This is a genomic window from Martinezella sp. CNPSo 3964, from assembly GCF_057784375.1.
The window spans coordinates 95,427-118,940 of sequence record NZ_JBXSOW010000017.1; the positions used below are offsets into that span (position 1 = coordinate 95,427).

At 59.5% G+C, this 23,514-nt stretch carries 23 protein-coding genes; 12 read left to right on the forward strand and 11 right to left on the reverse strand.

Going from position 1 to position 23,514, the window contains the following annotated elements; translation table 11 throughout:
- Positions 1-155: 155 nt before the first annotated feature.
- Entirely contained in the window at positions 156-1,370 is a 1,215-nt protein-coding gene (locus tag AC13Q5_RS32745) for a glycosyltransferase family 2 protein (RefSeq protein ID WP_075850798.1), read from the forward strand.
- A gap of 71 nt (positions 1,371-1,441) precedes the next feature.
- On the opposite strand, the gene AC13Q5_RS32750 is transcribed toward AC13Q5_RS32745, so the two are convergent.
- The 3 genes from AC13Q5_RS32750 to AC13Q5_RS32760 form a co-directional block, all read right to left on the reverse strand.
- The gene (locus AC13Q5_RS32750) at positions 1,442-2,188 is read right to left on the reverse strand and encodes a phosphodiester glycosidase family protein (protein ID WP_488504548.1); all 747 of its coding nucleotides are present in this window, start codon (positions 2,186-2,188) and stop codon (positions 1,442-1,444) included.
- A 67-nt stretch (positions 2,189-2,255) separates the two neighbouring features.
- Positions 2,256-2,948, reverse strand: coding sequence for a ferredoxin (locus AC13Q5_RS32755; RefSeq protein WP_488504549.1), 693 nt, complete (start codon positions 2,946-2,948; stop codon positions 2,256-2,258).
- Positions 2,949-3,049: 101 nt separating this feature from the next.
- The gene (locus tag AC13Q5_RS32760; RefSeq protein ID WP_488504550.1) at positions 3,050-4,630 is read right to left on the reverse strand and encodes a trimethylamine methyltransferase family protein; all 1,581 of its coding nucleotides are present in this window, start codon (positions 4,628-4,630) and stop codon (positions 3,050-3,052) included.
- A 260-nt stretch (positions 4,631-4,890) separates the two neighbouring features.
- Here AC13Q5_RS32760 and AC13Q5_RS32765 point away from each other — a divergent pair, with 260 nt between their 5' ends.
- Positions 4,891-5,592: a corrinoid protein gene (locus AC13Q5_RS32765; protein ID WP_075851835.1), complete on the forward strand. Its 702-nt coding sequence runs from the start codon at positions 4,891-4,893 to the stop codon at positions 5,590-5,592.
- Positions 5,593-5,759: 167 nt separating this feature from the next.
- Here AC13Q5_RS32765 and AC13Q5_RS32770 read toward each other — a convergent pair whose 3' ends face one another.
- Entirely contained in the window at positions 5,760-5,921 is a 162-nt protein-coding gene (locus AC13Q5_RS32770) for an entericidin domain-containing protein (RefSeq protein ID WP_075850801.1), read from the reverse strand.
- A 20-nt stretch (positions 5,922-5,941) separates the two neighbouring features.
- Here AC13Q5_RS32770 and AC13Q5_RS32775 point away from each other — a divergent pair, with 20 nt between their 5' ends.
- From AC13Q5_RS32775 to AC13Q5_RS32805, 7 genes are all read left to right on the forward strand, one after another.
- A complete protein-coding gene (locus AC13Q5_RS32775) occupies positions 5,942-6,580 on the forward strand; it encodes a DUF1638 domain-containing protein (protein ID WP_488504552.1) in 639 nt (212 codons plus the stop codon).
- A 237-nt stretch (positions 6,581-6,817) separates the two neighbouring features.
- Complete coding sequence (locus AC13Q5_RS32780; protein WP_457881745.1) at positions 6,818-7,120, forward strand: virulence factor; 303 nt, start codon at positions 6,818-6,820, stop codon at positions 7,118-7,120.
- The gene (locus tag AC13Q5_RS32785; protein ID WP_174179716.1) at positions 7,113-7,691 is read left to right on the forward strand and encodes a methylenetetrahydrofolate reductase C-terminal domain-containing protein; all 579 of its coding nucleotides are present in this window, start codon (positions 7,113-7,115) and stop codon (positions 7,689-7,691) included. The genes AC13Q5_RS32780 and AC13Q5_RS32785 overlap by 8 nt, the downstream gene beginning before the upstream one ends.
- 3 nt (positions 7,692-7,694) lie before the next feature.
- Entirely contained in the window at positions 7,695-8,801 is a 1,107-nt protein-coding gene (locus AC13Q5_RS32790; RefSeq protein ID WP_075850805.1) for a methylenetetrahydrofolate reductase, read from the forward strand.
- 103 nt (positions 8,802-8,904) lie between these two features.
- On the forward strand, positions 8,905-9,870 hold the full coding sequence (locus AC13Q5_RS32795; protein WP_075850806.1) for a methyltetrahydrofolate cobalamin methyltransferase: 966 nt from the start codon (positions 8,905-8,907) through the stop codon (positions 9,868-9,870).
- 1 nt (position 9,871) lies between these two features.
- Positions 9,872-10,207 carry a hypothetical protein gene (locus AC13Q5_RS32800; protein ID WP_488504553.1) on the forward strand — a complete coding sequence of 112 codons (336 nt, stop codon included), beginning with the start codon at positions 9,872-9,874 and terminating at the stop codon, positions 10,205-10,207.
- Between the two features lie 12 nt (positions 10,208-10,219).
- A complete protein-coding gene (locus tag AC13Q5_RS32805; RefSeq protein ID WP_488504554.1) occupies positions 10,220-12,262 on the forward strand; it encodes an ASKHA domain-containing protein in 2,043 nt (680 codons plus the stop codon).
- 16 nt (positions 12,263-12,278) lie between these two features.
- Here AC13Q5_RS32805 and AC13Q5_RS32810 read toward each other — a convergent pair whose 3' ends face one another.
- Positions 12,279-13,178: a LysR family transcriptional regulator gene (locus AC13Q5_RS32810; RefSeq protein ID WP_488504555.1), complete on the reverse strand. Its 900-nt coding sequence runs from the start codon at positions 13,176-13,178 to the stop codon at positions 12,279-12,281.
- Positions 13,179-13,301: 123 nt separating this feature from the next.
- On the opposite strand from AC13Q5_RS32810, the gene AC13Q5_RS32815 reads away from it, so the two are divergent.
- The 3 genes from AC13Q5_RS32815 to AC13Q5_RS32825 all read left to right on the forward strand — a co-directional run bounded on the left by AC13Q5_RS32815 (position 13,302) and on the right by AC13Q5_RS32825 (position 15,148).
- Entirely contained in the window at positions 13,302-13,547 is a 246-nt protein-coding gene (locus AC13Q5_RS32815; RefSeq protein ID WP_075850810.1) for a hypothetical protein, read from the forward strand.
- 74 nt (positions 13,548-13,621) lie between these two features.
- A complete protein-coding gene (locus AC13Q5_RS32820) occupies positions 13,622-13,825 on the forward strand; it encodes a YjiS-like domain-containing protein (RefSeq protein ID WP_075850811.1) in 204 nt (67 codons plus the stop codon).
- 303 nt (positions 13,826-14,128) lie between these two features.
- Positions 14,129-15,148, forward strand: a complete 1,020-nt coding sequence (locus AC13Q5_RS32825) for a GlxA family transcriptional regulator (RefSeq protein WP_348627044.1) — start codon at positions 14,129-14,131, stop codon at positions 15,146-15,148.
- A gap of 40 nt (positions 15,149-15,188) precedes the next feature.
- Here AC13Q5_RS32825 and AC13Q5_RS32830 read toward each other — a convergent pair whose 3' ends face one another.
- The 6 genes from AC13Q5_RS32830 to AC13Q5_RS32855 all read right to left on the reverse strand — a co-directional run bounded on the left by AC13Q5_RS32830 (position 15,189) and on the right by AC13Q5_RS32855 (position 23,513).
- A complete protein-coding gene (locus AC13Q5_RS32830) occupies positions 15,189-16,520 on the reverse strand; it encodes a diguanylate cyclase (RefSeq protein ID WP_488504556.1) in 1,332 nt (443 codons plus the stop codon).
- Positions 16,521-16,704: 184 nt separating this feature from the next.
- On the reverse strand, positions 16,705-17,535 hold the full coding sequence (locus tag AC13Q5_RS32835) for a response regulator (RefSeq protein ID WP_457881752.1): 831 nt from the start codon (positions 17,533-17,535) through the stop codon (positions 16,705-16,707).
- Positions 17,536-17,799: 264 nt separating this feature from the next.
- On the reverse strand, positions 17,800-20,394 hold the full coding sequence (locus tag AC13Q5_RS32840) for a mechanosensitive ion channel family protein (RefSeq protein WP_488504557.1): 2,595 nt from the start codon (positions 20,392-20,394) through the stop codon (positions 17,800-17,802).
- Positions 20,395-20,675: 281 nt separating this feature from the next.
- Positions 20,676-21,692, reverse strand: coding sequence for a FecCD family ABC transporter permease (locus AC13Q5_RS32845; protein WP_488504558.1), 1,017 nt, complete (start codon positions 21,690-21,692; stop codon positions 20,676-20,678).
- A 61-nt stretch (positions 21,693-21,753) separates the two neighbouring features.
- Positions 21,754-22,713, reverse strand: coding sequence for an ABC transporter substrate-binding protein (locus AC13Q5_RS32850; protein WP_488504559.1), 960 nt, complete (start codon positions 22,711-22,713; stop codon positions 21,754-21,756).
- A gap of 20 nt (positions 22,714-22,733) precedes the next feature.
- A complete protein-coding gene (locus AC13Q5_RS32855; protein WP_457881757.1) occupies positions 22,734-23,513 on the reverse strand; it encodes an ABC transporter ATP-binding protein in 780 nt (259 codons plus the stop codon).
- Between the last annotated feature and the right edge of the window lies 1 nt (position 23,514).

Here is a 23,514-nt window from a genome sequence, read left to right on the forward strand (position 1 = left end):
TGGAGCATAGGGAGCGGAACTTGCACTGAACTGGAGCACGGGCGCTTCCCGCAATCAGATCGCTCAAAACTCTCCAGCCCCGCGAAAGCAATCCGGCTTATTCATGAATCAAAGTCCGTGCATAGAATCACGCTGATGCCTCGTGGAGAATATCGATGTCTTCTGCTCAAGTCCCCGTCCTTTCGATCTGCGTTCCGACCTATAACCGTCAGTTCATGCTCGAGCGGAACGTCAATTTCCACTTGGAAGAATTCCGTCGGCTAGGCCTCCCTTTCGAGATCGTCATTGTCGATGATTGTTCGACGGATGAGACCGCAGCCTACATTCAGTCGATCTCGCATCACCCGGAAATCAGCGCCTATCGCCGAGTGCGCAATTCCGGTTTCATCAGCAACTACGCCTTTGCAATGCAGAGAGCCCGCGGCCACTATGCGGTTTTCCTCGGCGACGACGACTTGCTGATCCCGGAGAAAGTCGTCGAATATCTTCGCATCATGGTAGACGACAAGAATATCGGCATGATCCAGGCGCCGTGGCTTCTGGTCGATGGCCGGCCGGGCGGCGGCGATATGGAGCCCTTCTATCACCTCTCCTATCCGACACGTCACACCAAGGGTGACTTCCGCGCGATGCTGGAATTCATTCTCGACAAGCACATCTTCCCGGAATTCATGATCATCCGGCGTGACGTTCTGCTGAAATCGATTTCCAGCCCGACGCCATTCATCTTCTGGGCATTCCTCTATACGACCCGCGCTCTGGACAAGGCCGACGTGCTGTTCATGCCGGAACCTTTCGCGCGCGTCACCGCCGTTTCCGACGATCCGCGCCTACAGCAGGGCAACAAGGAATGCATGTTCCAGTGGGATACCTACAGGGGTGGCCTCGAATACCTCGCCTCGCAGGCTCTGCGCGACAACCGCTATCCGCCTGACTATCGCGGCTCGCTGATGCCTCGCATCACCGAATTCATGCTGCAGCGCCAGGCGGTCGCCATGCGCTTGCATGTCAATGCGCAGAATTGGGTCGAAGCCTATATCATGTATCACCGCATGGCTGCCTATCTGCCGACGCCGCTGCCGCCGGAATCCTACGATCAGATCCGCAAGCTGGCGGGCATCTCCACCGCCGCAACGGAAGCGATCGCCTTCAATGGCGAACCTGTCATCATCGAGCCGATCATCGACGATGCCACGATCAACCTTCTTCCGCAGTCGATCCGGCAGCATCTTTCGAGAGAAGCGCCGCAGTCCGGCACCTATGGCGGCAAGCCGAGAGCCTATCTCCGCTTCACCGAGGATTTCCCGGCCAATCCGGGTCCAAAGGACGGCCTGTTCAGCATCATGACCTATATCGATCAGTTCGTCTGAGATTTGGTGGCAACAAGCGAGGGCTCCGCGATGCAAATGTGCTGCGGAGCTCTTTGCGTTTCAGGCGCGCGTCAGCCCGGTAGCATTTCCGTCACCGCAATGATCGGCCCGAGCGGGAACAGGCTGTCGCGCCTTTGCCATTCCGGAATGTCGAGGCTGGAAATGCTGCCGTCCAGAAACAACGCATTCGGGCATTTCAACTCGTCGCGAAACAGCGTCGCAAAATCGTGGAAGCGCACCGCATCATCGGAAATGGCAAAGACGACCTTGCCGTCGGCTGTAACGCCAACGCCGTTGCGCGTCTTCAAGCTCGGGCTGTCCGCCAGAAATGACGGATGGAGCTTGCCGCCGATGACCAGCATCGGACCGGACTGCGTTGCGTAGAAAGGCTTGATGCCGGACACGGCGAAGGCCTTGCTTTCCATGATGCCAGCCTTGCCCGATCCGAGAAAGAAAACCCCGTTCGGCAGGAGATGGAAGTTGCCCCATCCCTTGTTGGTATTGATCGCCTTCACCTCGCGTCCGTTTTCGACGAAGAGGCCAACGGGAGACTGGTCGTCGAGATACATGCCGCCATTCATGGCGAAGCGCACATAGATACGATCCAGGCGCAGATCGTTTTCGAGCGCCCGGAACGAGCCATAAGGCTTGCCGCTGCGGTCATTCTGGAAAATCTGGATATCGTCGCCGGCGGGATCGAAAGTGCAGACCGTATAGCCGTCGCCGAGATGCCGAACCTTGCGACAGGCTTCGCCGGCCGATGCGGTGGCGGCAAAAGCGAGAACGACAAGGATGATGATCAATCGAATCAAGCGCATGACCCCGCATGAATAGCACAGGCTTCAGAACGCATCGCAATGCGGCGAAACAAGGAATAGGCGAGGTTTAAAGCCGCAGCGCCGCCATGTGGAATGCAAGCTGCTCGGGGAGATAGCGATAATCGGCGCCGATCGGACAGGCGTCGCGTGCAAGACAACCGCCGGCCATGCAGCCGGCCAGCCCTTCCGGCGTGCGCAAATGCGAGCGACAGCCCCGAACATCAAAACCGGCTGCCGTTACAGCGGCGGCGGGACAGGCGGCAAGACAAGGCTTTTCCATGCACCGATCACAGGGATGCGAAGAAAATGCCGGATCTTCTATTCCTTCCAAAGCATCGGCAAATCCCAATGCGCCACGATAGCCGTGCCACAAACCATAATCCGGATGGATCAGGATGCCGAGCGGTGACGCTTTCAGGCCCTCGGCCTGCATTGCCCATCGCTGGAACGGTTGCCAGGGAGGGTCCGACGGAAAATAGGCCGTGGCCCCCAACTCGATTGCGACTGGCCGGATGATCGCTTTCGACCAATCGTCGAGGGGATCTTTGCGTGTCCTGTTGGCGGACATATCCAGCCATGTCGAGAACGCCGGCCAGATCGAACCGCCGATATTGCCGAGCAGGATGACGCTGCGAGCCGCTATGCCATCGCCGAGGAGCGGCCCCTCGCCTTCGCTGAACGACAGGCTGCCGCGAACGAAAACTCCGTGGACGCCGAGCGTCGCACGGAGCTGTTCGAATATGACAGGGCCGCGGCTCACCGTGGCCCCTTATATTCATAGTGCGGCCGCCAGACCTCCTTCTGGATCAGGTCGGCAACGCGCGTCGCACCGCCTTGCTCCCTGGCGGCCTCGGGCTCTCTTCAGGTGAAGGCGTCCGGCATGGAGTCCTTACGCTTCTGGATATAGGCGAGAAGTGCCTCGTCGATGACCGGATCGAGCGGCGGCGCTTCGTAATGATCGAGCCAGGAGCGGCAAAGTGCGTTGGCACGGTCCTCGATGCGCTTCTGGCCTTCGATTTCCCACTGCTCGAAGGAATTGTTGTCGGCGAGCGGCGAGCGATAGAAGGCGGATTGGAAATTCGCCTGCGTGTGGCCGCAACCGAGATAGTGGCTTCCCGGACCGACTTCGCGGATGGCATCGAGCGCCTGACCATTCTCTGAGAGATCGATGCCCTCGGCCATCTTCTGCATCATGCCGAGCTGGTCCTGGTCGATCATGAACTTCTCGTAGGAGGAGACGAGGCCGCCTTCGAGCCATCCCGCCGCATGCAGCACGAAATTCGTCCCGGCCAGCAGCGTCATGTTCAACGTATTGGCCGATTCATGCGCCGCTTGCGCATCCGGAATCTTGGAGCCGCAAAGCGAGCCGCCGGTACGGAACGGCAGGCCGAGACGGCGGGCGAGCTGAGCTGCCCCATAGGAGACGAGCGACGGTTCCGGCGTACCGAAGGTCGGCGCACCCGACTGCATCGAAATCGAGGCAGCAAAAGTGCCGTAAAGCACCGGCGAACCCTTGCGGATCAGCTGCGTGAAGGAAGCGCCGGCCAGCACTTCGGCGAGAATCTGCGTCAGCGTACCCGCAACCGTGACAGGGCTCATCGCGCCGGACAGGATGAAGGGAGAAACGACCGAAGCCTGATTGTGCCGGGCATAGACCTTCAAGGCACCGAGCATGGTCTCGTCGAAAACCATCGGAGAATTAGCGTTGATGAGGTTCAGCGTCACGCAATTATTCTCGACGAAATCGTCGCCGAACACGATCTTCGCCATGGCGATCGTGTCTTCGGCACGCTCCGGCGCGGTAACGGAGCCCATGAATGGCTTGTCGGAATATTTGATATGGCTGTAGACCATATCGAGATGGCGCTTGTTGACCGGGATATCGACAGGCTCGCAAACAGTGCCGCCGGACGAATGCATCGACGGCGCCATATAGGCCAGCTTCACGAAATTGCGGAAATCCTCGATCGTCGCATAGCGGCGGTTGCCCTCGAGATCGCGCACGAAGGGCGGGCCATAGACCGGCGCGAAGATCGTCGCCTTGCCGCCGACATGGGCGTTGCGGGCGCTGTTGCGGGCATGCCAGGTAAATTCCTTCGGCGCCGTCTTCAGAAGTTCGCGGCAAAGCCCCTTCGGAAAATGCACGCGCTGCCCGCGCACGTCGGCGCCGGCTTCCTTCCAGAGCGCCAGAGCTTCCGCATCGTCGCGAAACTCGATACCAATTTCTTCCAGAACCGTATCGGCGTTGCGCTCGATGAGCTGCAGGCCTTCCTCGTCGAGCACTTCGTAGACGCCGATCTTGCGGGTGATATAGGGAAGCGATGGGCCGGGACCTCCGCCGCTGCGCGAAGCGCGCCGTGCTGCAGCACCCCTACCCTCGCTGCGCGAACGCCGTCCACCGCCGTCATTGCCTGCAGCCGATTGCTCAATCATATCGTCCATGATGTTTCCTCACTCCTGCGCATGGATGCGTCTATCATGACCCTATGCTATCCGATTCCGCCAAGCGGACGTTCCTTAATGCGCCAGCAATTAGCATAGGACAGACATGGGCTGCGAATATCAACTGTTCTTCCTCCGTCGCGATTGATCCGCGCGACGTCGCATTCAAAAAGAGTTTTGGCGGCCTTCCGGTCTATCGATAATGGCGGCAGTGTTTTATACAAGTCTCTGATGCATTGCACGAAAACGGGATGGAGCGCATGTCTGACGACGAAATCATTCTCTCGGAACTTTCTGATGAAGAGCTCGTGCAGCAGATGCATGACGACCTGTATGACGGGTTGAAGGAAGAAATCGAAGAAGCAACACAGATCCTTCTAGATCGCGGCTGGACGCCTTACGATGTCCTCACCCAGGCGCTGGTCGAAGGCATGCGCATCGTCGGCATCGACTTCCGCGACGGCATTCTTTTCGTTCCGGAAGTTCTGCTTTCCGCCAATGCGATGAAGGCCGGCATGGCGATCCTGCGGCCGCTTCTGGCGCTGACCGGTGCACCGAAGCTCGGCAAGATGGTGATCGGCACAGTCAAGGGCGACATTCACGACATCGGCAAGAACCTCGTCGGCATGATGATGGAAGGCGCCGGCTTCGACGTCATCGACCTCGGCATCAACAATCCGGTCGAAAACTACCTCGACGCCATCGAACGCGAGCAGCCCGACATTCTCGGCATGTCGGCTCTGCTGACCACGACGATGCCCTATATGAAGGTCGTCATCGATACGCTGAAGGAAAAGGGCCTGCGCGACGATTACGTCGTACTGGTTGGCGGTGCGCCGCTCAACGAGGAATTCGGCAAGGCCGTCGGTGCGGACGCCTATTGCCGTGACGCTGCCGTGGCGGTCGAGACCGCCAAGGAATTCATGAAGCGCAAGCACAACAGCCTGGCTGCCGGCGCCTGATCGCCTTGTTTTTCGAAGCCGGCGACGAACAAAGGGTTGTCGCCGGCCGATCCACATCTCACATTAGAGCATGTCGCGCGAAAGTGTGCAGCGGTTTTGCGACAACGACATGCGCAAAATCAAAGACCTAAAGCGCGAGACGCGAATCTGAAAGATCGCGACGCGCTTTAGTTCTGAACAGCCCGCTTGACCTTGTGACCGGCATCTTCCGTTGCGTTGACGGCGTTGGCCGTATCTCTGCCCATGCCGCGAATTGTGTTGGAGCATGAAGCGAGTACCATAAGTACGGCGAAGGCAGCGGCGATTTTGCTAGATGTCGATGCGGTCATGATCAGGAGCCTCTTTTGGAATGGATGTTGATCGGCAAAATGCGGAGACAACCCCTCCGCACAATAAACGCATAACAAAGCAAAAGGTTCATGTAATCGCGTGCGGGGCAATCGCGCGCGAAATATTGGTGGTCACCAGAATAAACGGGCTCGACCACATCGATCTTCACTGTCTTCCCGCAATCTATCATTCCTATCCGCAAAAGATCGCACCGGCTCTGGAACAAGCAATTGCCGATGCACGCGCGCGCGGCTTCGAGAAGATCTTCATCGGCTATGCCGATTGCGGCACCGGCGGCGATATCGACAGGATCTGCGAGCGAGAGGGGATAGAGCGCCTTTCCGGCCCGCACTGTTATTCCTTCTTCACCGGAAATGAGGCTTTCGCCGAGCGCGACGACGATATCACCTCGTTCTTCCTCACCGATTTCCTGGCCCGCCAGTTCGAAGCCTTCGTTGTCGTCCCGCTCGGCCTCGATCGCCATCCGGAGCTGCGCGACATGTATTTCGGCAACTACCGCAAGGTGGTCTACCTCTCGCAGGAAGAAGATCCGGCGCTGCAGGCAAAAGCAAAGGAAGCTGCCGCCTATCTAGGACTGGACTACGAATATCGCTTCACTGGCTACGGCGATTTGGCGCGCGAATTGCTGACCGTCTAGCTGCGACATCCGCGTCGCTTTCTGGCCTCGCGCTTCTTTGCCGAGACCGACATGCTGGACGAGTCATCGACATTCAATCACAGTTCGAACCTGGCCGTTTCAAAGGATAAAGCGCGTTGGCTGTACTTGCGGACGAGGTTTTCATGTCGCGTCGCTTTTCGGCATGTGGCGCGTCGTGGCGAGCGCAGTCTGATGATCGGCCGACGTGCATTCTTGCGTGAAGAGGAGATTTTGTGCATGGCGGATCGCATTGTCGTCTACTGGCGGGACATCCCCGCCCAGGTGATTATCAAGAAGGGCAGGCAGACGGCAAAACGCGAGCTTTCGCTGCGCTTTACCGAAGCAATCGACATGTGCGCCATGCGCACGGGCGCTGCCGAAACCGACGATTATCTCGCCGAATGGCGGAAGGCCGACCCGATGCCGGTATCGGACGATCTCGAAGCTGAAGCAGACAAGGCAGCCGGCGAGCTCGAGGCCGCTTATGACCGCGAGCGGCTGGTGGCGCTGGTGAAGGCCGGAGGCCGCGACAATGGCTGATGCCGTCCAGAAGCCCGGCAATGCCGCAGCGGGCGCAAAGGCTGCCAGCGGCGCCTACACGCCGGCAGGCGTCTCGCCCAACCGCCGCGCCCGGCGCAAATACACGGTCCGCCTCTGGGCGGTGCGTCACTCGCGCTTCTTCGAATGGTTCTATCGTCGCTTCGCCGACGCTTTCCTCCTGCTTCATCCGCTGTGGAAGGCGTTCGGCTATGATCGCGTCGAGCGACCGATCACCTTCATCGAGCGCAATGTGAAGGGCTTCCTCTTCGATTGCCGCATGTGCGGCCAGTGCGCGCTGTCGTCGACGGGCATGTCCTGCCCGATGAACTGTCCCAAGCAGCTGCGCAACGGACCCTGCGGCGGCGTTCGTGCCAACGGCAATTGCGAGGTGGAGCCCGACATGCCCTGCGTTTGGGTACAAGCCTGGAATGGCTCGCAGAACATGACTCAGGGTGATGCGATCCTGAAGGTGCAGAAGCCCGTCAACCAGTCGCTGCGCGAAACCTCCTCCTGGCTCCGCGTCACGGCGGAAGCGGCGGCAGCCCGCGAAGCGGCGAAAAAGGAAGCCTGAGCGATGTCGCATATCGATGAAAATCCGCTTGGCGTCCATCTGCCGCTCGATCCCCTGCCCGGCCATTATTCGCTCGGGCGGCTGGAGCGCGTGCTTCGCCGCGGCGAATTCGCCGTGACAGCCGAGCTGAACCCGCCCGACAGCGCCAATGCCGAAGACGTCTACGAGCGCGCCGCCATTTTCGAAGGCTGGGTCGATGGCATCAACGCCGTCGATGCCTCCGGCGCCAATTGCCATATGTCCTCGGTCGGGATTTGCGCCCTGCTAACCCGCATGGGCTATGCGCCCATCATGCAGATCGCCTGCCGCGACAAGAACCGCATCGCCATCCAGGGCGACGTGCTGGGCGCTGCCGCCATGGGCGTGTGCAACATCATGTGCCTGACCGGCGATGGCGTTCAGGCCGGCGACCAGCCAGGGGCCAAGCCGGTCTTCGATCTTGATTGCATGTCGCTGCTCGAAACCGTGCGCATCATGCGCGACAACGCCAAATTCCTTTCCGGCCGCAAGCTGACGTCGCCGCCGAAAGTCTTTCTCGGCGCCGCCATCAATCCCTTCGCGCCGCCTTACGACTTCCGGCCCTACCGGCTGGCGAAGAAGATCGAGGCCGGAGCGCAGTTCGTCCAGAGCCAGTATTGCTACGACGTGCCGATGTTCCGCGAATACATGAAGAAGGTGCGCGACCTCGGCCTCAACGAAAAATGCTTCATTCTCGTCGGCGTCGGCCCGCTCGCCTCGGCAAAGACCGCCCGCTGGATGCGCTCCAACGTGCCGGGCGTCCATATCCCCGATGCGGTCATCAAGCGCATCGAAGGTGCGCAGGATCAAAAGAAGGAAGGCAAGCAGCTCTGCATTGACATCATCAACGAGGTGAAGGAGATCGAGGGCGTTTCCGGCATCCACGTCATGGCCTACCGCCAGGAAGAATATGTCGCTGAAATGGTGCATGATTCCGGCGTGCTGAAGGGCCGTCAGCCTTGGAAGCGCGAGGCTAGCCGCACGGACGCGCTCGTCGCCGAACGACTGCATCAGATCAGCGAAGGCAGGGAAGAAAACCAACAGGCGATGGCGGAGATCGCTGCCCACCATACGCCGCAGCAGGCACATTGAATTCGAGACGACAGCAGCGGGCCAGGAGAGGAACCGGCCGGCTTGTAACCCAAATCACCGCACGATAGACCAGCTATCGGGCCAACTGACCAGAGGATCAGACATGACGCGTACCATCGTTGCCTCCGCCACCCGCGAGATCATCATAGGCTTCGACCAGCCTTTCTGCGTGATCGGCGAGCGCATCAACCCGACGGGGCGCAAGAAGCTCGCCGCCGAGATGATCGAAGGCAATTTCGACACCGTCATCAAGGACGCCTTGGAGCAGGTGGCCGCCGGTGCGACCATGCTCGACGTCAATGCGGGCGTGACTTCGGTCAACCCGAACGAGACAGAACCGGGCCTTCTCGTGCAGACGCTCGAGATCGTGCAGGGCTTGGTCGACGTACCGCTCTCGATCGACAGCTCGGTCACAGCCGCGATCGAAGCGGCGCTCAAGGTTGCCAAGGGCCGGCCACTGGTCAATTCGGTCACGGGCGAAGAGGAAAAGCTCGAAGCCATCCTGCCGCTGGTCAAGAAATACGACGTGCCCGTCGTCGCCATCTCGAACGACGAAACGGGTATTTCCATGGACCCGGATGTGCGCTTCGCAGTTGCCAAGAAGATTGTCGAGCGCGCCATGGATCATGGCATCAAGCCGCATGATATCGTCGTCGACCCGCTCGTCATGCCGATCGGGGCGCTCGGCGATGCCGGCCGTCAGGTCTTTGCGCTGCTGCACCGCCTGCGCAACGAGCTCAAGGTCAACACGACCTGCGGCCTTTCCAACATCTCCTTCGGCCTGCCGCATCGCCACGGCATCAATGCCGGCTTCATTCCCATGGTGATCGGCGCCGGCATGACCTCGGCGATCATGAACCCTTGCCGCCCGCAGGAGATGGAAGCCGTGCGCGCCGCCAACGTGCTGAACGGCACGGACGCCAATTGCACCAACTGGATCATGACCTATCGCGACTACAAGCCGGCAGAAGGCGGCGTCGCGGCCGCAACAACGGCAGCACCCGCCGCCGGTGGCGGACGTCGTGGTGGCCGTGCTGCGCGCGCTGGCGCAGGAGCTGTGAGGGAATAAGATGTCGTCCGGTCGCGGCCTTTCCAATGATCTTGCCACGCTCTGGCTGCAGGCACCTGTCGTGATCGCGATAAGGCTGCAGCAGATGTGGATGGACGCGCTGACCGGCAGCGTGAACGCGACCGAAATGAACCGGATGGTCTCAGAAAAGATGATGGCTGCGGCCGAAAGCGCCGCTGCCGTCAACGCCGAATTGATGCAGCAAGGCCTCGCGCTCCTGACGGCGACAAGCCATTCGCGCCAATCGGCGCGCCGCGTTGCCGACGCGGTCGCCGAGGCCGCGATAAAACCTTATAGCAGGCGTGTTCGCTCGAATGCGCGCCGCCTTAGCAAATAGAAAGGCTGATCCATGGCCGAAGCCAGCGACAGCGCGAAACCCCTCGTCCTTTTCATGCCATCCGGCAAGCGCGGCCATTTCCCCGTGGGAACGCCCGTGCTGGAGGCAGCCCGCCAGCTTGGCGTCTATGTCGAAAGTGTCTGTGGCGGTCGCGCCACCTGTGGACGCTGCCAGATCTCCGTGCAGGAAGGCAATTTCGCCAAGCACAAGATCGTCTCCTCCAACGACCATCTTTCGCCGATCGGGCCGAAGGAAAAGCGCTATGCCGAGGTGCGCGACCTGCCCGACGGCCGCCGCCTCTCATGCTCCGCCCTCATCCAGGGCGATCTCGTCATCGACGTGCCGCAGGATACCGTCATCAATGCGCAGGTGGTGCGAAAGGCCGCCGACGAGCGCGTCATCGCCCGCGATCCGGCCGTGCACATGTGTTACGTCGAGGTCGAGGAACCCGACATGCACAAGCCGCTTGGCGATCTCGATCGGCTGAAAGCGGCAATCGCAGCGGACTGGAAATACGATAATCTCGAAGTGGATTTTCACCTCATTCCGCAGGTACAGTCGATCCTGCGCAAGGGCGAATGGAAGGTGACGGCCGCCATTCATCGCGACCAGGACAGCGAGCGCCCTCGCCTCATCGCGCTCTATCCGGGCCTGAAGAACGAGGCCTATGGCATCGCCTGCGATATCGGTTCGACGACGATCGCCATGCATCTGTCGTCGCTGCTCTCGGGCAGAACCGTCGCTTCGGCCGGCGCCTCCAATCCGCAGATCCGCTTCGGCGAGGATCTGATGAGCCGTGTCTCCTACGTGATGATGAATCCGGACGGTCGCGAGGCGATGACGAACGCGGTCCGCGAAGCCCTGAACGGCTTGATCGACAAGGTCTGTGCCGATGGCGGCGTGTCGCGCCAGGATATTCTGAACGCCGTCTTCGTCGGCAATCCGATCATGCACCACCTCTTTCTCGGCATCGACCCGACCGAGCTTGGCGGCGCGCCCTTTGCGCTCGCCGTATCCGGTGCCGTGCATTTGAAATCGGCCGAGATCGGCCTGCCGATGAACGCCGGCACCCGCATCTATATGCTGCCCTGCATCGCTGGCCATGTCGGCGCTGACGCGGCCGCCGCGACACTTGCCGAAGGTCCGCATCGCCAGGATGAGATGATGCTGCTGGTCGACATCGGCACGAATGCCGAGATCGTGCTCGGCAACCGCCATCGCGTCGTCGCCGCTTCCTCGCCGACCGGCCCCGCCTTCGAGGGCGCCGAGATTTCGAGTGGCCAGCGCGCGGCACCCGGCGCCATCGAGCGCGTGCGTATCGATCCCGTAACCCTCGAGCCGCGCTATCGCGTGATCGGCATCGAGCCATGGTCGGATGAGCCGGGCTTTGACGAGGAAGCCGCCAAGGTCGGCGTAACGGGCATCTGCGGCTCGGCCATCATCGAGGTCGTCGCCGAAATGTTCCTGACCGGCATCATCTCGGAAGACGGCGTCGTCGACGGCTCGATGGCGGCACGCTCGCCGCGCATCCTGCAGAATGGCCGTACCTTCTCCTATCTGCTGCGCGATGGCGAACCGCGCATCACGGTCACCCAGAACGATATCCGCGCCATCCAGCTTGCCAAGGCCGCGCTCTATGCCGGCGTCAAGCTGCTGATGGACAAGCAGGGCATCGATCATGTCGACCGCATCGGCCTTGCCGGCGCCTTCGGTACCTTCATCGACCCGAAATATGCGATGGTGCTGGGCTTGATACCGGACTGCGAGCTCGACAAGGTCAAGGCTGTCGGCAATGCCGCCGGCACTGGCGCACGCATGGCGCTGCTGAACCGCGGCCATCGCCGCGAGATCGAAGAAACCGTCAGGAAAATCGAGAAGATAGAGACGGCGCTTGAATCAAAGTTTCAAGAGCATTTCGTCTACGCCATGGCCCTGCCGAACAAGGTCGACGCCTTCCCGGAACTCTCCAAGGTGGTGACATTGCCAGAGCGCAAGCAGATCTCCGACGATGGCGGAGAAGGCGGCGGCCGCAGGCGTCGCCGCAGCCGCGAATAAGAGGGATTGGCCGCGTTCACGCGGCCATTTTGCGCCCGATCTCGACGAAAGCCTGGCGGATGCTGTCGGCCACCGCCTTCATCGGCCCGGTCATCTGCGAAGCTGTCAGCAGGCGAATGTCGAACGACGTCAGCTCCGGCAAGCCTTCATTTGGCCCGAGGATTTCCATATCATCGGTGATGTAGGAGCGCGGGAACGGAGCAATTGCAAGATCGGAAACGATCGCCGCGCGCTGCGCCATCGTATGGGCACTGAGATAGGAAACGCGATAGGCGCGCTTCTGCCGCTCCAGCTGCGCCATGGCTTCCGATCGCCAGATGCAGCCCTCTTCCCAGATCGAGATCGGCAGCGGATCGCGACGATAGGCGGTGCCGCACTTGGCGCCGGCCCAGACGAGACGTTCCGTATAGATCACCTCGCCTTCCGTCGGGAAGGGCCGCGTCGCACAGTTGATCAGTGCAAGGTCGAGCCGCTGCTCCTCAATGCGCTTCTTGAGTTGGATGCTCATATCGACGACGACATCAACCATGATCCCCGGATAGCTCTCGGAAAAGCTCTTCAGGATGGTCGGCAACAACCGTTCGCCGATGTCGTCGGGAGCGCCGAGACGCACGACGCCGCTAAGCTCGGGCATGATGAAGCGCGAAACCGCCTCGTTGGAAAGCGCCAGGATGTTGCGGGCATAGGAAAGCAGCATCTCGCCATGCTGCGTCAGGCTCACCGAGCGCGCGTCGCGCAGGAATAGCGTGACGCCGAGCTGCTCTTCCAGCTTCTTGATCTGCATCGAAACGGCTGACGGCGTGCGAAAGACCGCATCGGCCGCAGTCGAAAAATTCCCCGTTTCGGCAATCGCGACGAAGGTGCGCAGAACTTCATTGTCAAGCAACGGTATGGGCCGGCGGAACGGTGCGGTCATATCGAATACCTTTCAATTTTTCTGATCCTAAACACCATATCATTTCATTTGTCTGAATGTCAACGAAGCACCATATTAGACGTAATGGAAATTCACACAGACAGCCTCAAAGGAGCAAAAGTCATGGCTGGCACGGCATTGGACGAAGCCTCTCGCCTTTTCTCTCTTCTCCGCCTTCGCAAAATTCAGCGGATGGCGCAGCACACGCTCGACGAGATTGCCACGCGCTTTCCCGCTCATCTGATCGATGACGTCAATGCGCGCGGCCTCCCGCCGGATCGCACCTTGGCAGCGCTTGAGCGAAAGCCCGGCAAGCTGCATTCGTTCAAAAATACTAATGGCAGCTATAAGATCTATTCGTTTGATTGATGAGCCAGCCAGATCCATATTTACACTCGGTAGGCGTGACATTTTGAACGGTTGACACTGAAAGGAACCTGGAAATGACGACGATCAGTTATAGACAGACCGGCACGCGGAACCCGTTTCCGTCCGGCAGCAGCTATATGCCCTTCTTTTCTCGTCTCGCTAATCGCTGGCAGCAGTGGCGCTCCCTTCGCGAGCTCGAATCCCTGTCCGACGACATGCGCAAGGACTTGGGCTGGCCGGCCGCGAACGAAATCAAGAATCCGAAAGCCACCCGATGATAATTGAAGAGCATAATGGCTGAAGGTGACGCTCAACCCAAGCGAGCGTCGCCTTTTGAACATTTCCGCATCCAGATGCGAAGCGCACTTTAATCCTGAGAATTACCTGCAAATATATTTCGCCGCTTGAGCATCTTGCTCGCCTCCCCTTCGTTTCCCTCCTCTAGAGCCGTATTTTTCATAGCAGACGCAAATATCCCTTTGCGGCCGCGATTATCCATGCCAATGTCGCTTATAGACCATCGGGCCGACGTATTTGACGCAAGGAATACGTAACGGCCCTGGAGCATGGATTTTCACAACATGAGCAAGACTCCGATCAAGACGCGTTCCCTGGTTTTCTTCCTCGTTCCGCATTTCACCATGCTGCCGTTTTCCGCCGCGATCGAGACGCTGCGGATTGCCAACCGCATGCTCGGCTACCCTGCCTACACCTGGCGGCTCGCCTCGACGGACGGTCAGAAAGTCTATTCCTCGAGCGGCATCGGACTGGAGGTCAATTCCTCCCTCACCGACGAGCGCCGCTATCTCGGCGGCGAGAACCGCCCGAACATGGTGCTGGTCTGTTCCGGCATCTATGTCGAAGAATTCCACAACAAGTCTGTCAATGCCTGGCTGCGCGAAACCTACAATCGCGGCGTGGCCGTCGGCAGCCTCTGTACGGGCGCCCATGTGCTTGCCCAGGCAGGTCTGCTGAACGGCAAGCGCTGTGCGATCCACTGGGAAAACCTGCCGGGCTTTTCGGAAACCTTCCCGCAAGCAGAGGTCTATGCCGACCTCTATGAGGTCGACAGCAATCTCTACACCTGCGCAGGCGGCACCGCCTCTCTCGACATGATGCTGAACCTGATCGGACAGGATTTCGGCGAGAACCTCGTCAACCGCGTCTGCGAGCAGCAACTGACCGACCGTGTCCGCAGCCCGCATGACCGCCAGCGTCTGCCGTTGCGCGCGCGCCTCGGCGTGCAGAACTCCAAGGTTCTATCGATCATCGAGCTGATGGAAAGCAACCTTGCCGAGCCGCTGTCGCTTCTGGAAATTGCCGACGATGCCGGCCTGTCGCGCCGGCAGATCGAGCGCTTGTTCCGACAGGAAATGGGTCGCTCGCCGGCCCGCTATTACCTCGAAATCCGCCTGGATCGCGCCCGGCATCTGCTGGTGCAATCTTCCATGCCTGTTGTCGAAGTGGCCGTCGCCTGCGGTTTCGTTTCCGCCTCGCACTTCTCTAAGTGTTATCGCGAACTCTATAATCGTTCCCCGCAGCAAGAGCGCGCGGAACGCAAGCTGACCATGTCGACCAACCGCACGGGTATCGTCGTCTGAGAATGCTGGAAATCAAAGCAATCGGATCATTGCAGGCGGCCTACTGGGCCGCCTCTTGGGCCATCTTGAAATCGGAATAGACTTGATTTCGGCCATTGTGCTTCGCCATGTAGAGAAACTGGTCCGCGGCATTGAGATAGTTGTCGAAGGACTCGTAACCAGCAATCTCCGCCACGCCGATGGAAACCGTCACCGAAAGCTCTTCGTCGTCGGCATGAACCTTCAGGCTGGCGAGGCTAAGGCGGACCTCGTCGCATAGCGTGGTCGCCGCGCGCGAATTCATTTCAGCAAAAAGAATGGCGAACTCTTCACCCCCAAGGCGAGAGAGCAGATTATCGGTGCCCTCCAACAGTCCATGAAGCCGGCCCGCAACGGCCTTCAGCACCTGATCGCCGATTTCGTGACCATAAGTATCGTTCAGATGCTTGAAGTGATCGATGTCGAGAATGGCGACCGAACTTGGACGTTGGCGACGCAGGCACTCGTTGACCAGGCGCGGGCCGTGATCATAAAAATAGCGCCTGTTGTAGAGCCCGGTCAGATAGTCGCTTGCCGCTGCCGCTCGCAATTGCTTCAGCTGCGACAGCGTCTCGACATTCAATGCGATGCGGCATTGCAGCTCCTCCTGAACGAAGGGGCGATAGATGAAATCGCTCGCGCCCGCCTTCAGGAATGTCGCAGACAGCAAACGATCGTTCGAAGACGAAATGCCGATGATCCGCATTCGGTCCGAGCCATAGCGATGGCGGATGCGGCGGGTCAGTTCATGGCCGTTCATGTCGGGCATATTGTAGTCGGTGACGACGATTTCGATGTCGTCGAATGTCTCGAGCATCGCCAGGGCTTCGACACCCGTGCCGGCTTCGGCGACCTTGAATTGCTGTGCGTGCAGCAAATCCGTCAGCATTTTCCGGGCCGAAGGCACATCATCTACAACCAGAACACGCATCGACCGGTTGGCAATGGCGCGCCTTACGGAAGAGACGAGATTGTCGAGAGCGAACTCTCCATCCTTGAGCACATAGTCGACGACATTGCGCTCCATAATGCGATTGCGCGTCGCCATGTCGAAAGACGCCGTAAAGACGATGGTAGGAACGTCATGGGCGACGGCAACATCCAGGGCTTCTCCGTGGGCCGCGTCCGGAAGATTAAGGTCGATCACCGCCATCGTGAAGCTGCTATCCGGCGCCGCCAGTACCTCGTTCAGCATTTTCAGGGAAGAGCAATGCGTTACGGCCAAGCCGAGTTCGGTTTCGAACCGATGCGACAACACCGCGGAAAACATGCGTGAATCCTCGACCAGAAGTATTGTCTGGCTGCCATTGCGGTGACCGATGCCGCCGCCGAGGGATCCCACATGCAGTACCATTTCCCGTCAATTCCTCCCACACCATCAGGTGCATGAATATTCAGTCAATTGCAGGTCTGCCAAACCATCTTCCACCTATCCTGAACAGGATTCGTGAAAAAATTGGAACCGCTGATTGCGGAGATTTACATAAAAGTGATTTTCCCTCACTTTTTTCGAGGTTATTTTGCCTGACTTCTCGCGTTTATGCGCGCTTGCCGGTCGGTTGAGACGACTGAATCTGCAACAAAGTGTCGAGGTTTTGATTCACGCGGCAGTAGAACTCCTCATCGATGAATGGCCGCAGGATGAAATCATTGCCTCCTGCCTTGAGAAAGCGGGCCGAAAGCAGCCGGTTGTTGGATGACGAGACGCCGATGATGCGCAACTCGTGGGAGCCAGTGGTCCCACGAATACGTCGCGTCAGCTCGAAGCCGTCCATGTCAGGCATATTGTAGTCCGTGACCATAAGGCCGATATCCGCGCTGGCCTTCAGGATTTCGAGCGCTTTTACACCATTCTCCGCAACGCTGACGCGGAAATTATAGCGCTTCAGCCGACTGGACAGCAAAGCGCGCGCGGTCGCACTGTCGTCGACAATGAGGACATGGTGACGATGGTTTGTCAGAAAACGGCAGATCGATTCCGCCAGCATATCCACCGCAAACACATTGTCCTTGAGAATATAATCCACCACATCCTTAGCGATCAGCTCGTCGCGCGTGCCCTCGAGAAAAGTGCCGGTGAAGGCGATCGTTGGAATGCTGAGATCAAGCAGATAGGCCAAGGCCTCACCCTTTTCGGCGCCCGGCAGGTTCATGTTCGAAATTGCCAGCTTGATCGGCTCAGACGACTTGTCGTAGGCGAGCTGCAGTTCTTCGAAATTGCGGCAAATCTCGACGTCGATGTCCAGAAGCTCCTTCAGCTTGGCTCTGACCATCGATGTAAAGAGATTGGAATCCTCGACGAGAAGAATGCGCGAGCCGGCAAGAGACGCGCCGGAGTATTGCATCCCCGAAACACCCAGAAATGGCATAATGAAAACCTGTTTTTGAAAATGATCCCCTCTGTATTGTTTTAGAACAAAGCCTTTGCGGATTTGTTAAGCGGACTGGTTTCCCGGAGATGAAGAAAACAGCCTCTATCGATCGGCGCCTTTCCGGATGCGCCGTTGCGATAATGTTGCGAGCTCGTGGGAACGCGAACCGAAAGTTTCCAAAGGAAGCACAGACTTCGACGGCCTATATTGGCCCTGCCCGCGGCACAACGCTGTGTCTTGGCTGTTCGGTCGATAGTCAGATCATTCCGCAGCGGTCCTGCCACGACGACGGCCTGTGCGCTTTGCTTCTGGCACCTTGTCTTCGGCGGACAGAGCGGAATCTTCCCTCATGTCATCCTCAACCTCCGGCCCGTCTGCGAAATCCGACAGCGCATCGGCTGCGACATCCGACTGCCTGCCTCTTCTGCCGTCACGAACGATATGCAGCTCCTGATGCGGATAGGGAATGGAAATCCCCTCTTCGTTGAAGCGCTTCAGGATTTCGATGCGCAGATTGTTGCGGATTTCCATGCCATCGGAAAGATCGGACAGATAGAAGCGCATCTCGAAATCGAGAGACGACGGCCCGAAACGTAGGAACTCCACATGCGGCTCCGGATTCCTGAGAACCTTCGGGATCGAACGCACCAGTTCCAGCAGGATATCCATCACCTTGCGGGGATCGGCATCATAGCTGACGGATACGGGGATTTCGGAGCGAGCGAGCCTGTTGCGGTGCGTCCAGTTGCCGACCGACGCATTGATAAGCTCGGAATTCGGCACGATGATCGACTGCTTGCGGAAGGTCTCGATTTCGGTCGCGCGCACCGAGATGCGCTTGACGATGCCTTCCGATGTACCCGAGACGATCCAGTCGCCGACCTTGAACGGCCGCTCGACCAGCAGGATCAGGCCGGACACGAAGTTCGACACGATGTTTTGCAGGCCGAAACCGATACCGACCGAGAGGGCACTGGCGACGAGCGCCAGGCTGGACAAATCGATGCCGGCAGCGGAAATGGCAAAGATCGCTGCCAATGCTATGCCCAGATAGCCTATGCCGGTTCTCACCGAATTGCGGACACCCAGATCGACTTGCCCACGCGCCATGACATTGCTGTCGAGCCAGCGCTGGAACCAGCGCGTGACCAGATAGCCGCCCGCAAACAGCAGGATGCCAACGAAGATGCCGAGCAGCGAGATCGACATGTTGCCGATCTTGATCTCGGTAAATAGCCTGTAGGCAAAGACCTCCAGATCCTGAATGTGGAAGCCCCAGGAGAGCAGGATCAGCGGAATGCCCGTCAGCAGCGCGACGGCGTAGGTCGCAAGCCCGGCGGCAAGGCCGGCCTGATCGAGCGCCACTTCACGCAGCTTCAGGCGATTTTCCAAAAAGCGGCCGATGATCGTTTCGGCAAAGACGCCCTGCTTGGATACGGCCTTGCCGAGCTGGAAGCCGAGATACATGGTCGCGATGACGGCACTCGTCACAATCATCTGCGTTGCCATGAAACGGGCAAGCCCCACATAGCCGATGAACGAAGTGAAGATCACCAATATGCCGAGAACGCGAAGAATGATGGCCATGCCATGCGGCCAATGGCGGCCTGGCGCGTCCGGATCGCCGTTCTTGGCCAGCATCGGCGAGCCGAAGGAGGCAGCAATCAGGATGAGGCCGATCAGCAGTGCTGCCAGGAAGCTCTTGGCCACGGTAACGACGACCGGTGAACCCATGGACTCGCTGATGCGGTCGAAGACGTAGTCCAAACCATTGACCACGGCCATCGCCTGCAGGCACCAGGTGAGCGAATGTGCTCCCTTGTTCGACAGCTTGACCAGGCGCCAATGCGGCCGAAACGGCGCAAAGACGGCATTGCTCAGGCGACCGACGAAATAGACGAGGCCGATGAAGCCGAAGACCCCCGCCAATATCGGCGCGATGTCAGGCCGCAGCACATTGAAATTCGAGAGGAAGAAGAATGAGGTGACGAGAAAGGCCGCCAGCGACAGCGTGCGGATCAAGGTCGACCAGAAGGCGACCGAGAGCCGGCTGATATAGGGCGGATTCTCGACAGCTTCATCCTGCACGTAGTAGCGGCGGAACAGCCGATAACCACCGGAGAGAAATATCAGCGCCGCCCCGATCGACAGGCAGACGGCGGCCAGAAATGAGGCAAGCTTGGCCTTGAGCACGAAGCCGATCCAGCTCGTCACGGCGGTGCTGAACTTGACGCCCTCGTCGACCAGAGCCGCCCCCGCATCATCGAATGTCGTGGTGGAAATCTCCGTCCGCTTGAATAGCGTCTCGGCAAACAGCTTTCGGCGCATCTCCATGAATTGCATCGAAAGCCGATTGGTCTCCGCGGTCAGATTGTCCGCATCGAGGATCACCGCGCTGATCTGCGAGCGCTCGGCATTGAGCCTCTCGCGTTCCTGCGTGACGATCGGAGCCTCCGGCGGCTGACCTTCCTTGGGAGCAGCACCGAGCTGCGTCAGGCGGGCATCGATCTCGGCGGTACGGGGTTTCAGGCGTGCGGAAATAGCGGCAGTGGTACGATTGAGATCGTCGACCTGGCCGGATAGCGCCACGAGCGTCTCGTCATCCAACGTTGCCTGTTTCGCCGCGTCCTGAAGCGACGCGTAGGTCTTCTTCGCTTTGCCAAGATCGGTAGCGGCTGCGTCCAGCAGCCCATTTGCGAGTTGCCCTGGCTGTTGATCCGTTTGCTGCGACGCCTGGGCCGGTTGCTGATCCTGCGCAAGGGCATCCCCGCCCGCCAGCGGGATGACGGCGGCAAATACGACCAATCCCAGCAGCAGAAAAGGTAACAGAAAAAGACGAGATTTCAGCGGGCGCAAGCAGAGCTCCTCGTTGCACATGAAGTCGCAGGCAATGGATGACTGAAATCGCCGCAAAATGGAGACCCGAGTCGTCCTATAGCATGATTGCGAATTCCATAGTCTTTACGCGTACGCCTTGTAAGACAAAGAAAGGCGACACGAAGGCATCGATGCCCTTATCCTGTCCAGAACCTCGCTCAAAACCGGGTATATCGCGCTCTCATCTTGGAGACGACTTGTCACACCGATCATTGTCCGCCCGGAAATAGGCCAGGAAAACACCTTGGCAATGGGTAGATCTATGCGCGTCCGCTCCGCAGGATCAGGATGAAGGCAACGCCTCCGGCAAGCCCGGTGACCACACCGATCGGCATGTCCTCCGGAGCCATGACCAGACGCGCGATGATATCCGCCCAGATCAACGTCAGCGCACCGAAAGCGGCGCTCAGCGGCACCACGCGCACATTATCCCCACCCACGATCAGCCGCACGAAATGCGGCACCATCAGCCCGACGAAGCCGATTGCGCCTGAAAAGGCGACCATTACGCCGGTCAGCAGCGCGGTGATGATGAAGAGCAACAGGCGAAACTGCGCGACGGCGATGCCGAGCGTAACTGCCGTTTCATCGCCCATCGCAAGCGCATTGAGCTCTCTCGTCTTCGGGAGAAGCAAGGCCAAGGAGAACAGCAAGATGCCGGCGGGATAGATAAGATGCTGCCATTGCGCCAGCCCCAGCCCGCCCAGCATCCAGAAGACAACGGTGTTGGCCGCTCTCGGATCACCCAGAAAGATCAGGAGGTTGCCGAGCGCCGTGAACACGAAGGCTACCGCCACGCCCGACAGCACGAGCCGATCGGCCGAATGCGAGCGCGTCAGGCGCGTCGTCAGCCCGACGGCCGCGGTAGCGAACAAGGCGCCGGCAAAGGCGAACAACGGCACCGTCAACAGCCCGAGGATCAGCCCGGTATGCAACAGCGCCAGGATGGCACCGAATGCCGCCCCGGAGGAAACGCCGAGGAGATGCGGGTCCGCCAATGGATTTCGCGTCAGCGCCTGCAGGACGGCGCCGGTGATGGCAAGCCCCGCTCCCACGAGCGCGGCCAGCACCACGCGTGGGAAACGGACGTCCCAGACAATGCTTTCCTGCCCGCTGGACCAGGCAACCGGAAAGCTACCGGCATGCAGTTTGTTGCCGACGATCGACCAGACGGTGGAGAAAGGAATGGATGCCGAACCGAGCGACACACCGGCGGTGATCGACAGGATTAAGCCTAGGGCGAGCAAGAAGATAAGGATGGAGAGGTCGAGGCGCATGCTTCAATCTTGAGGAAGAGATCCGCCAATGAGCGACTGGACGGATCGGCATTGGAGACGATTACATCGCGCTCGGATGAAAAGCTTTGGCCAGAGTGGCGATGGCCTCGATATTGCGCGGCCCCGGCGTCGCCTCGACATAAGGCAGCACGACGAAACGGTCATTCTTCACCGCATCGATGTTCTTGAAGGCCGGATTGCTCTTGAGGAAGGCGATCTTCTGCGCGGCGGTCACCTGGCCGTAATCTACGATGACGATCACTTCCGGGTTTTTCTCGATGACCGGTTCCCAGGATACCTCCGTCCAGCTCTTCTCGACATCCTCCATCACATTGACGCCGCCGGCCGCCTCGATCATGGCAGTCGGGATGCCGTAACGCCCCGATGTGAACGGCTTCTCCTCACCGGAATCATAGACGAAGACGCGCGGCGGCTGATCGACATGGCCGATCTCTGCCTGGATCTCTGCGAGCTGCTTGCGATAGCCGGTAACGAGTGCCTCCGCTTTATCTTCGACGCGGAAGATCTTTCCGAGATTGAGGAGATCCACGAACATGTCGTCCATGGTCGGCTTGTTCTTCTGCATGACGAAGATGCAGGATTCGGTGAGCTCGTAGACCTTGATGCCGAAAGGTGCGAGCGTTTCCGGCGTCACCTCGCCGCCCACCTTCATGCCGTAGTTCCAGCCGGCGAAGAAGAAGTCCGCATTGGCGCCGAGAAGCACCTCCTTGCTCGGATATTTCGGCGACAGCTCCGGCAATTCCTTGACGCCTTCACGCAGCTTTTCATCCAAAGTCTTCCAGCCGGAAATGCCGGTATAGCCAACCATGCGATCCTGCAGCTTCAACGCCAGCATCATTTCCGTCAGATTGACGTCGTTCGAAATGGCGCGCTCGGGCGCCTTGTCGAAGGTGACGTCGCGATTGCAGCTGCGCACGGTAACGGGCTCGGCAAACGCCGCCCCCGCCAACAGGCTTCCGACAAGCAAGGCTGCAGCAGATGAGGATATGCGGGAAAACATGAATAGCTCCAATGGTCGTATTATCGAAGAGAGAAGGAAAAACGTTGCGGGCCGCTTTCGCTGCGATGCAGCCGAGCGCCGACGCGAAATGCGTTCGACACGTGCTCCGCGGTCAGCACGTCGGCCGGCTCGCCGTGGCCCGTGAGCCGCCCGCAATCCATGACGGCGACCTGGGTGGCAAAATCTGCGGCGAGGTTGATGTCGTGCAGCGTCGTGATGATCGTCGGACCCAGCCCCTTGAGCAGTTCCAGAATTTCGAGCTGGTGCCGTATATCGAGGTGATTGGTCGGCTCGTCGAGGATGATGAGCTCCGGTTCCTGCGCCAAGGCGCGGGCAATCAGCGCCCGTTGCTTCTCGCCACCGGAGAGTGACGCGTACTGCCTCAAGGCCAAAGGCTCCAACTCCAGGCGAGCAAGAGCCGAGGTCGTCACGTCATGATCGCGATCGCTCCAGCGCGCCATACCCTTGCGGTGCGGGATGCGCCCCATCAGTACGACGTCCCGTACACTGAAGGGAAAATCGCCCGGCGTCTCCTGCGGCACGACAGCGATGCGCTGCGCCGCCTCTCGCGGACCGATGGACCAAAGATCGGTGCCGTCGAGACGCACCAAACCTCGTTGCGGCTTGAGGCCGCGATAGAGGCAACGCAGCAAGGTCGACTTGCCAGCTCCGTTCGGACCGATGATGGCAAGCCGAGCACCAGCCTCGACGGACAGCGTGATACCGCTGATGATCGGCATCCCCTTCTGGGGACCCCATGTAATGCCCTCGGCTTCCAGTCGCGCGCTTCGTTCGGACATG

Coding starts and splice junctions, on each gene's coding strand:
- AC13Q5_RS32745 (WP_075850798.1), top strand. CDS start 156: ATGTCTTCTGCTCAAGTCCCCGTCCTTTCGATCTGCGTTCCGACCTAT.
- AC13Q5_RS32750 (WP_488504548.1), bottom strand. CDS start 2,188: ATGCGCTTGATTCGATTGATCATCATCCTTGTCGTTCTCGCTTTTGCC.
- AC13Q5_RS32760 (WP_488504550.1), bottom strand. CDS start 4,630: ATGGACGATATGATTGAGCAATCGGCTGCAGGCAATGACGGCGGTGGA.
- AC13Q5_RS32765 (WP_075851835.1), top strand. CDS start 4,891: ATGTCTGACGACGAAATCATTCTCTCGGAACTTTCTGATGAAGAGCTC.
- AC13Q5_RS32770 (WP_075850801.1), bottom strand. CDS start 5,921: ATGACCGCATCGACATCTAGCAAAATCGCCGCTGCCTTCGCCGTACTT.
- AC13Q5_RS32775 (WP_488504552.1), top strand. CDS start 5,942: ATGGATGTTGATCGGCAAAATGCGGAGACAACCCCTCCGCACAATAAA.
- AC13Q5_RS32780 (WP_457881745.1), top strand. CDS start 6,818: ATGGCGGATCGCATTGTCGTCTACTGGCGGGACATCCCCGCCCAGGTG.
- AC13Q5_RS32785 (WP_174179716.1), top strand. CDS start 7,113: ATGGCTGATGCCGTCCAGAAGCCCGGCAATGCCGCAGCGGGCGCAAAG.
- AC13Q5_RS32790 (WP_075850805.1), top strand. CDS start 7,695: ATGTCGCATATCGATGAAAATCCGCTTGGCGTCCATCTGCCGCTCGAT.
- AC13Q5_RS32795 (WP_075850806.1), top strand. CDS start 8,905: ATGACGCGTACCATCGTTGCCTCCGCCACCCGCGAGATCATCATAGGC.
- AC13Q5_RS32800 (WP_488504553.1), top strand. CDS start 9,872: ATGTCGTCCGGTCGCGGCCTTTCCAATGATCTTGCCACGCTCTGGCTG.
- AC13Q5_RS32805 (WP_488504554.1), top strand. CDS start 10,220: ATGGCCGAAGCCAGCGACAGCGCGAAACCCCTCGTCCTTTTCATGCCA.
- AC13Q5_RS32810 (WP_488504555.1), bottom strand. CDS start 13,178: ATGACCGCACCGTTCCGCCGGCCCATACCGTTGCTTGACAATGAAGTT.
- AC13Q5_RS32815 (WP_075850810.1), top strand. CDS start 13,302: ATGGCTGGCACGGCATTGGACGAAGCCTCTCGCCTTTTCTCTCTTCTC.
- AC13Q5_RS32820 (WP_075850811.1), top strand. CDS start 13,622: ATGACGACGATCAGTTATAGACAGACCGGCACGCGGAACCCGTTTCCG.
- AC13Q5_RS32825 (WP_348627044.1), top strand. CDS start 14,129: ATGAGCAAGACTCCGATCAAGACGCGTTCCCTGGTTTTCTTCCTCGTT.
- AC13Q5_RS32830 (WP_488504556.1), bottom strand. CDS start 16,520: ATGGTACTGCATGTGGGATCCCTCGGCGGCGGCATCGGTCACCGCAAT.
- AC13Q5_RS32835 (WP_457881752.1), bottom strand. CDS start 17,535: ATGCCATTTCTGGGTGTTTCGGGGATGCAATACTCCGGCGCGTCTCTT.
- AC13Q5_RS32845 (WP_488504558.1), bottom strand. CDS start 21,692: ATGCGCCTCGACCTCTCCATCCTTATCTTCTTGCTCGCCCTAGGCTTA.
- AC13Q5_RS32850 (WP_488504559.1), bottom strand. CDS start 22,713: ATGTTTTCCCGCATATCCTCATCTGCTGCAGCCTTGCTTGTCGGAAGC.
- AC13Q5_RS32855 (WP_457881757.1), bottom strand. CDS start 23,513: ATGTCCGAACGAAGCGCGCGACTGGAAGCCGAGGGCATTACATGGGGT.